The organism is Mesorhizobium sp. M7A.F.Ca.CA.004.06.1.1, from assembly GCF_003999135.1.
In the GTDB taxonomy this organism is placed as follows: Bacteria; Pseudomonadota; Alphaproteobacteria; order Rhizobiales; family Rhizobiaceae; genus Mesorhizobium.
The window spans coordinates 1-7,915 of the sequence record NZ_RZPQ01000215.1 but is presented as its reverse complement, the minus strand read 5'-3'; the positions used below and the strand labels follow the sequence as shown (position 1 = coordinate 7,915).

Sequence of the window (7,915 nt, the reverse complement as noted above, 5' to 3'; positions counted from 1 at the left end):
ATCGTGCGCAAGGGCGATCCGGAGCTGGTCGCCGCGATCAACAAGGCGCTGGCCGACATCAAGGCCGACGGCACCTATAAGAAGATCGCCGACACCTATTTCGGCCAGGATGTTTCGAAGTAATCTACGAGGCGAGCCGCTCCGCGGCCATGAGACACATAGAGCGGCGAGCCGTCTTTGACGGCCCGCCGCTTTTGTCGTGATATGGCAGACGCATTCTCGCCTTGACCAAGCTGCTTCGACCAATCTGGAGGGTCATACGTGCCGCACTGGCTGCAACTGATGCTGGAGTCGCTGCCTTCGCTGCTGTGGGCGGCGCTGATCTTCACCGTGCCGCTGACGCTGTTGTCCTTCGCCTTGGGGCTGGCCGTTGGGTTGGGTGCTGCACTCGCCCGGCTGTTCGGCCCCAAGCCGCTGGTCGCGCTTGTGCGCTTCTATGTCTGGATCTTCCGGGGTACGCCACTTTTGGTGCAGCTGTTCCTCATCTTCTACGGCCTGCCGTCGGTCGGCATCCTGCTCGACGCCTTCACGGCGGCGTTGATCGGATTCACGCTCAACATCGGCGCCTACACGTCGGAAATCATCCGCGCGGCAATAGGCTCGGTGCCGAAAGGCCAGTGGGAAGCCGCCTATTCGATCGGCATGACCTGGGGCCAGGCGATGCGGCGTACCATTCTGCCGCAAGCCGGCCGGGTCGCGGTGCCGCCGCTCTCCAACACCTTCATCTCGCTGGTCAAGGACACGTCGCTGGCCGCCGCCATCACCGTGCCGGAGATGTTCCAGGCGGCGCAGCGCATCGTCGCCACCACCTATGAGCCGCTGATCCTCTATGTCGAGGCGGCGATCCTCTATTTGGCGCTGAGTTCGGTGCTGTCGGCCTTGCAGACGCGGTTGGAGACCCGGCTCAACCGCTATGGCGGCTTCCTGGAGGCGCGCTCATGATCGGCCTCAGCAACATCGAAAAGCGCTTCGGCGACAATCTCGTGTTGAAGGGCGTGACGGTCACCATTGCCGAAGGCAGCGTCACGGCGCTGGTCGGTCCGTCGGGCGGGGGAAAGAGCACCCTGCTGCGCTGTATCAACCTCCTGGAGATCCCGACCTCGGGCACGGTGCGCATTGGCGACGAGACGCTCGAATTCCACCCCGGCGGCAGGGTTCCGGCCAGGGATATCCAGCGCCTGCGGCTGCAGACTGGCATGGTGTTCCAGAACTTCCAGCTGTTTCCGCATCGCACTGCGATCGAGAACGTCATGGAAGGGCTGGTGACGGTGTTGAAATGGTCGCCTGAGAGGGCACGCGAGCGGGCACTGGCTCTGCTGGAGAAGGTCGGGATGGTGCACAAGGCAGACGCCTGGCCAGCGACGCTGTCGGGCGGCCAACAACAGCGCGTGGCGATCGCCCGCGCTTTGGCGCCGTCGCCGAAAGTGCTGCTCTGCGACGAGCCGACCTCGGCGCTCGACCCGGAACTGGCGCAAGAGGTGGTCGAGGTGCTTGGCAAGCTCGCCAGCGAAGGCACGACCATGGTGATGGCGACGCATGATCTGCGCCTCGCCTCCAAGATCGCCCAGGAAGTGGTGTTCCTCGATGCCGGCGTCGTCGTCGAGAAGGGGCCGGCCGCGGTGCTGTTCAACAATCCGCAGCAGCAACGGACGAAGCGGTTCATCGCAACGCTGAAGCAGGAGGCTGAGAAGGAAGGCGGCGGCGCGTAAGAGCGCGGCCCAGAGTGTGTTGAATTCGGGTGATGGCCCAAAAGGGGCGCCGGTTTCCGGGATATCTTGCCGTGCGCGAGCAGGCCGTCAGCCGCCCTCCGGCATACTGGCCCTTGCTGCCGGCAGCCGCTAAAATTTCACCGTCGGCTCTCCCCTGACGCCGCGGCTTTTCATTTGCAGGTTCAGATATGATGGCTGACGAGCGCCACGCCAAGTCCGATGAGGATCGAACCGCATGTCTTGGGGATCACCCATCCGGCGCCGCCGCCGGTGAACCGGCCAACGGCGAGCGAGGCGATGCCGACCGCCGCCAGGTCGGCCATCGAGAAGATAAGATTGACGACGATGCCGAGGATGAGGAATTGCAACCCTACGGCAATGGCGGCTGACGGATCCACGAACTGCGGCAGGAAGGTCAGGAAGAACAGTGCTGTCTTGGGATTGAGGATCTCGACGACCATGCTGTCGCGGAATGTGTTCGGGGCCGGCCTGGCACCGTCCTCGCCCATCCGGTTCCAGCCCAGGAACATGGCAAGGCCCAGCGAAATGAGATATGTGGCGCCCGCCAATCGGATCATCGAGAAAGCGACCGGCGCGTGTTCCATCAGTGCGGCGAGTCCGACCGCCGCGGCCAGGATGTGCACGTAACAGCCGAGATGAACACCCAGTGCCGCCATCAATCCCGCCTGACGGCCATGGGCCAGCGTCTGCGCGGTCATGTAGAGAATCGCCGGCCCTGGCATGCAGGCGAAGGCGAGCGTTGCGAGGGCGAACGGAATCCAAAGATCCAGCGACGGCATGACGGCTCCTCCCATGTGATCAAGCCGTGGGAGGAGTAGGCTGGGGGTCAGGCCGAAAACATACGGCAGATGCCGTATTTGGATCGTGATCGGGCTTGGCTAATCTGCCGATGGTTAAGGGGACGTTGCCGAGCGGCTGCGATGTCAGCCGGCGGGCAATCCCAGACGAACCGCGTAGGCGGTCAGTTCGGCGGTGTTGTGGAGATTGAGCTTGCCCATCAGGTTTTCGCGATGCTTGCGAGCGGTCGGCAGGCTGATACCCAGCCGTTCGGCGATGTCGCGCGTGATCATGCCTTGCGCCACCAGTTGAAGGATCTGCCGTTCGCGCCGCGTCAGCGGCACCGGGGAGAGGATTTCCTGTGCGGCTATCGGCTCGCTGCCCCTGCCCATATCGCTGACGGCGAAGCGAACGGTTTTCGCCAGATAGGTGCCCCCCTTCTTGACCGCTTCGATGGCGGCGCCGAGTTCCTCGGGATCGCCGTCCTTGGTCAGGTAGGCGTTGGCGCCGGCACTGAGCGCGGCGCGCACCGTCCTCGGCTCGATATTGGCCGTCAGCACTACGATGCGCAGGTGTGGCGCCAAGGTCCTGATGGTGGCGATGAACTGCATCCCGGCGACGCCTGGCATGCCGAGGTCGAGGATCAAAAGGTCGGCGCGCGTGCTTCGCAGTTGGCCAAGCAGCGCCTCGCCATCCGCAGCCTCGGCGACGACCGAGACATTGTCCATCGCCGAGATGAGCAGCTTCAGCCCCTCGCGCACGATGGCATGGTCGTCGGCGAGTATGGCGGTGAGCGGGCGATTCATCAGGGCACCATCCAGGACTGCAGCGGCGTATATGGATCAATCGCCAACTTATGCGAAACAGGTTGCCGGTAGATCAACGGTACCGGGGAAGACCGCCCGGAGAATACTTGGGGCAATTGGGGGGATTCGATGCAGGAAGACAAGATACGCCAGGCCCTGATCGGACTCCTGTATCGCAATTCCTACGGCGTGGTCATCTCCAACATCGTGATCTCGATGGCGGCGGTCTATGTGCTGAGAACGGCCGTTTCCACCCATTGGCTGATCGGCTGGCTAGCGGCGCTGTATCTGCTGACGGCTATCCGGGTGCTGGCGTCGCGCCGTTTTTTCAGCCGCGCCCGGGATCGCCACTCGATCTTGCGCTGGGCATGGCTGGCGACGGCATTTTCCTGCATGTCAGGCCTTCTGTGGGGTGTGCTTGGCTGGGTCGGATTCATGCCCGAGGCGCCGATCGTGCTGTCCTTCACGGTCATCGTCCTGACTGGTCTCGTCTGCGGCACCGTGCCGTCTCTGTCGGCCTTTCCGCCGGCGCTGGTTGGTTCCATCCTGGCAACGGTGGTGCCGGTCGCCCTGCGCTGCCTGACCACCCAAAGCGATATTTCCGGCGCCTTCCTGTTCCTGCTCGCGTCGCTGGTGGCGATCAATTTCTACTACTGCCGTATCACCTACCGCATGCTGCGCGAAACCGTCAGCCTGCGACTGGAGAACGAAACGCTGGTCGAGCATCTGCAAGAGGAACGTGACAGGGCGCAGACCGCCGACCGTGCCAAGACGCGTTTTCTGGCGGCGGCGAGTCACGATCTGCGCCAACCGATCCATGCCCTGAGCCTGCTGGTCTCGACGCTTGCCGTTTTGGGGCAGCGCGGCGACGTACCCTCCGGCGAGGCGCGCGACCTGGCCAGCCGGGCGAAATCGGTTGTCAGCAACTTCAGTGGGCTGCTCAACGCTTTGCTCGATATCTCCCGGCTCGATGCGGGCATCGTCACGGTCGCGAGCGAGGCGGTGCCGCTGCGCGACCTCTTTGGTGATCTTCGCAATGAATTCGCCGCCGAGGCGAAACAGCGCGGACTTACGTGGCGCGTTGTCGACAGCGGCCTCTGCGTCGACAGCGACCCGATGATGCTGAAGCGCATTCTCAACAACCTGGTGTCGAATGCCTTTCGCTACACCAAGCAAGGTGGTGTCCTGTTGGGCTGTCGCCGGCGCGGCGCATGTGTGGAGATACAGGTCCTCGACAGCGGCCCCGGCATCCCCGCCGATCAGCAGGGGATGGTCTTCGAGGAGTTCGTGCAGTTGCAGAACCCGGCGCGGGACCGCACGCAAGGCCTGGGACTCGGGCTCGCCATCGTTCGCCGCACCGCCGACCTGTTGGGGCACCCGCTGAAATTGGCTTCGACGTCCGGACGCGGTTCCCTGTTTTCCATCACCGTCGCGAAGGCCGGCGCGGTGCAAGCTCGCTTAGAGGTCGACACGACATCGCCGGCCAGCAGTGCCGCCGGCATCATGGTGGTCGAGGATGAGGGCGACGTTCTCGATGCCATGGTGCGCTTGCTCAACCTGGAGGGACATCGTGTCTATCCCGGCCGCTCCGCCGCAGAGGCACGGAAGGCCCATGCGGCGGCGCTGGCTGCCGGCGATGCGCCGGTCGACCTGATCATCGCAGACTACCGTCTCGAGAATGACACCACCGGCACCGACGCGATCCGTGCGCTTCACGCCCATATCGGCCGCGTTGTCCCGACCATCATCATCACCGGCGATACCTCGCCTTCGCGCCTCAAGGAGATCAGCGCCAGCGGCAGCCGCATCCTGCACAAGCCGATCGCCGACGAGGAATTGCGCGAAACCATTGCTGCGGCCTGCTTTGCTGGCAAGGCGACAAGTGGGGACACACGTTAAACGAAAATGCGCGCTGGACGGCACCACGGTTCGGCGCGCCGGCAAGCCGCGATGCAGCACGCTGGTGCGCAGTACATCATCAACATCGAAGCTGCCGCCCAAAAGCAAAAGAGGCCCCGGTCAAACCGGAGCCTCCAATCGTTTCAGGCAGGATCTCTCGAAAAGGCGAGAAGGATCAGGCAGCTTCTTCCTGCTCGGCCTCTTCATTGTCGGCCTTGGCGCCACGCTTAGGGCCCTTGTTGAGGTTGACCTCGATCAAGCGCACGGCTTCGGTTTCCGACATGCGGTTGACGGCCGCGATCTCGCGGGCCATGCGGTCGAGCGCCGCCTCATAGAGCTGGCGCTCGGAATAGGACTGCTCCGGCTGGTTGTCGGCGCGGTAGAGGTCGCGCACGACTTCCGAGATCGAGATCAGGTCGCCCGAATTGATCTTCGCATCATATTCCTGGGCGCGGCGCGACCACATGGTGCGCTTGACGCGGGCGCGGCCCTGCACGACCTTCAGCGCGCGCTCGACATAATCCTCCTCCGACAGCTTGCGCATGCCGATGGAGGTCGCCTTGGCGACCGGCACCTTCAGGCGCATCTTGTCCTTCGAAAAGTCGATGACGAACAGTTCCAGCTTGTGTCCAGCAACTTCCTGCTCGTCGATCGAGACGATCTGGCCGACGCCGTGCGCCGGGTAGACGATGTACTCGCCGGTCTTGAAACCGTGACGCGCAGCGGTGGACTTCTTCTGCGGGGTGATCGTTGCCATTACGCCCTGAACTCCTTGTTGTGGCACCGGCGTCCTGCCGGTCCGAACTCGCGCGATCGGGGAAGCCGATCGTTAGCCGCACAACAGATGAACCCATCGGAAAGGCCGGACCGGCAAACCGCAACATCGCGACCGCCTGGCCCAGATCGCTCTGGTCCGAATGGGATTTTCACCTTTCAGTGATTTGGGGCGTCTGCGCCATAAATCGACGTTGTGTCACCGGCATGTTTCGCTGATGTAACACAAAAAGTCGGAAGAATCAAGGTTTTGCTGCATACGCGAAGGCCACAGGTCAGCGCCGGCTGTCAAGCCGGTTAATGTGACGTGCCTCTTACCCAGCGTAATACCGGCCTTTGCGGCCGTGTTGTCAATCGCCTTCGCCGGGCTCGGCCGAGAAGTATTTCTCAAACTTGCCGGCCTCGCCGTCGAAGGATTTGGCGTCTCCCGGCGGTTCCTTCTTGGCGGTGATGTTGGGCCATTTCTCGGCGTATTCGGTGTTGACCTGCAGCCATTTGTCGAGGCCGGGTTCGGTGTCCGGCTTGATTGCGTCGGCCGGGCATTCCGGCTCGCAAACGCCGCAGTCGATGCACTCGTCGGGGTGGATGACGAGCATGTTCTCGCCTTCGTAGAAACAGTCGACCGGACAGACTTCGATGCAGTCCATGTATTTGCATTTGATGCAATTGTCGGTCACGACATAGGTCATCGGTCGGCTCCGGGACGTCCCATTTTGTTGGGCTTTTTCCGTCAGGTAACGCCTTTGTCGACCGCTTGCAAGGGTAGCCATTGCGGACGGTGCCGGTGTTTCCGGAATGGAATTCCAGACTGCAGGCCCGGCGGAAGTCAGTCATGTCCCGCAGAGCGTCTGTTTGCCGGGCTCAGTTCTCGCCTCAGGCGTGCCGTTGTCCCAGAACCACTGCGTGTTTTTGGACGCCAGGCATCAATCTTCGCCGAGCAATCGGTCGGTCTGGCGACGTTCCTTCTTGGTCGGGCGGCCGCTGCCGGCCTCGCGCAGCCCCGGAATTGCATCGGGAGGGGCTTCGCCCTTCGGTGCGGGCGGTGGCGACATATCCTCGTAGAGCGTCCGGGCCTCCTCGGCCGGGCCGCGCCGTGCACCGGCGCCGAGCACCTTCCAGATGAAGATGCGACGCTCGAGCGTGATGGTCAGGACGTCGCCTGGCTTGACTTGGTCGGAGGCCTGCGCTGCTTTGTCGCGATTGATGCGGACCCGGCCGGCGACGACCAACTTCGCCGCCAGCGAGCGCGATTTCACGGCGCGGGAGAAGAACAGCCATTTGTCGATGCGCTGGCGGCCTTCGGCAACCATCGAAGCGAGCCGGGTTCTACTTCTTCAGCTGGTCGCGGAGAGCGGCGAGCTTGGCGAAGGGCGAATCCGGATCGAAACGCACCGGACGCTCCTCGCGCGGCTTCGGCTGGAAGGCCGGCTTGCCGCCTTGCGGACCACCTTTGCCATCAGGCCTGCCACCCTTCCAGTCGGGACGGCCTTCGCGGCGGTCGGGACGTTCGCCCTGCGGCCTGCCATCACGTCGCTGTTCGCCTTCGGCCTGCGGCTTGGGCTTGAATTTCGAGCGGTCGAAGCGCGGCTTGCCGGCTCCATCGCGCCGTCCTTCATGGGCCGGGCGTTCTCCGGGTGCAGCAGCGGCCGGTGCGCCGGCGGCATCCGCAGGCGCATCGCTTCGGCCGCGCGCTTGTCCGTTGCGCGGGCGATTGTTCCTGCGGTTGTCATCGCGGTTGCGCGGGCGCTGTTCGAAGCGGCCCTGACGCCACAACAGGATGGGTTTTGGTGCTTCGGCTTCCGGCGCGGGTTCGCCGACAGCTGCTTCAGTCACCGCCACAGGTTCGTCCGGCGCGGCGTCCGTTGCGGGCGCGGCATTTGCCGCCAGGTCGGCCGTTGCGGCTTCTTCTTCCGCTGCGGCTTCAGTCTC

At 63.7% G+C, this 7,915-nt stretch carries 9 protein-coding genes and 1 pseudogene; 4 read left to right on the top strand and 6 right to left on the bottom strand.

Translation table 11 applies throughout. The annotated features are described in order from the left end of the window. The 3 genes from EN906_RS15065 to EN906_RS15055 all read left to right on the top strand — a co-directional run. Positions 1-123: transporter substrate-binding domain-containing protein (locus tag EN906_RS15065; protein ID WP_127375239.1), on the top strand; the 123-nt coding region annotated here is incomplete at its 5' end. A gap of 138 nt (positions 124-261) precedes the next feature. Continuing rightward, positions 262-942: an amino acid ABC transporter permease gene (locus EN906_RS15060; RefSeq protein WP_127267252.1), complete on the top strand. Its 681-nt coding sequence runs from the start codon at positions 262-264 to the stop codon at positions 940-942. Further along, complete coding sequence (locus tag EN906_RS15055) at positions 939-1,709, top strand: amino acid ABC transporter ATP-binding protein (protein WP_127267253.1); 771 nt, start codon at positions 939-941, stop codon at positions 1,707-1,709. The genes EN906_RS15060 and EN906_RS15055 overlap by 4 nt, the downstream gene beginning before the upstream one ends. Before the next feature lie 182 nt (positions 1,710-1,891). Here EN906_RS15055 and EN906_RS15050 read toward each other — a convergent pair whose 3' ends face one another. Next, positions 1,892-2,509 (bottom strand): LysE family translocator, encoded by a 618-nt coding sequence (locus tag EN906_RS15050; protein WP_127267254.1) that lies wholly within the window; start codon positions 2,507-2,509, stop codon positions 1,892-1,894. Between the two features lie 144 nt (positions 2,510-2,653). After that, on the bottom strand, positions 2,654-3,313 hold the full coding sequence (locus EN906_RS15045; RefSeq protein ID WP_127267255.1) for a response regulator transcription factor: 660 nt from the start codon (positions 3,311-3,313) through the stop codon (positions 2,654-2,656). 129 nt (positions 3,314-3,442) lie between these two features. On the opposite strand from EN906_RS15045, the gene EN906_RS15040 reads away from it, so the two are divergent. Next, positions 3,443-5,212 (top strand): ATP-binding protein, encoded by a 1,770-nt coding sequence (locus tag EN906_RS15040; RefSeq protein ID WP_127267256.1) that lies wholly within the window; start codon positions 3,443-3,445, stop codon positions 5,210-5,212. 175 nt (positions 5,213-5,387) lie between these two features. Here the strand turns inward: EN906_RS15040 and EN906_RS15035 are convergent, their stop codons facing one another. The 4 genes and pseudogenes from EN906_RS15035 to EN906_RS15020 all read right to left on the bottom strand — a co-directional run. After that, complete coding sequence (locus tag EN906_RS15035; protein ID WP_013529179.1) at positions 5,388-5,969, bottom strand: CarD family transcriptional regulator; 582 nt, start codon at positions 5,967-5,969, stop codon at positions 5,388-5,390. A 367-nt stretch (positions 5,970-6,336) separates the two neighbouring features. Further along, a complete protein-coding gene (fdxA, locus tag EN906_RS15030) occupies positions 6,337-6,675 on the bottom strand; it encodes a ferredoxin FdxA (RefSeq protein WP_127267257.1) in 339 nt (112 codons plus the stop codon). A 234-nt stretch (positions 6,676-6,909) separates the two neighbouring features. Next, a complete protein-coding gene (locus tag EN906_RS15025; RefSeq protein WP_023814308.1) occupies positions 6,910-7,296 on the bottom strand; it encodes an RNA-binding S4 domain-containing protein in 387 nt (128 codons plus the stop codon). A gap of 16 nt (positions 7,297-7,312) precedes the next feature. Continuing rightward, positions 7,313-7,915: pseudogene (locus EN906_RS15020) on the bottom strand (helicase); the annotation flags it as partial.

Bases quoted from the DNA above. Each gene is read 5' to 3' on its own strand.
- EN906_RS15045 (WP_127267255.1), bottom strand. From the start codon at position 3,313: ATGAATCGCCCGCTCACCGCCATACTCGCCGACGACCATGCCATCGTG.
- fdxA (WP_127267257.1), bottom strand. From the start codon at position 6,675: ATGACCTATGTCGTGACCGACAATTGCATCAAATGCAAATACATGGAC.
- EN906_RS15050 (WP_127267254.1), bottom strand. From the start codon at position 2,509: ATGCCGTCGCTGGATCTTTGGATTCCGTTCGCCCTCGCAACGCTCGCC.
- EN906_RS15040 (WP_127267256.1), top strand. From the start codon at position 3,443: ATGCAGGAAGACAAGATACGCCAGGCCCTGATCGGACTCCTGTATCGC.
- EN906_RS15035 (WP_013529179.1), bottom strand. From the start codon at position 5,969: ATGGCAACGATCACCCCGCAGAAGAAGTCCACCGCTGCGCGTCACGGT.
- EN906_RS15055 (WP_127267253.1), top strand. From the start codon at position 939: ATGATCGGCCTCAGCAACATCGAAAAGCGCTTCGGCGACAATCTCGTG.
- EN906_RS15025 (WP_023814308.1), bottom strand. From the start codon at position 7,296: ATGGTTGCCGAAGGCCGCCAGCGCATCGACAAATGGCTGTTCTTCTCC.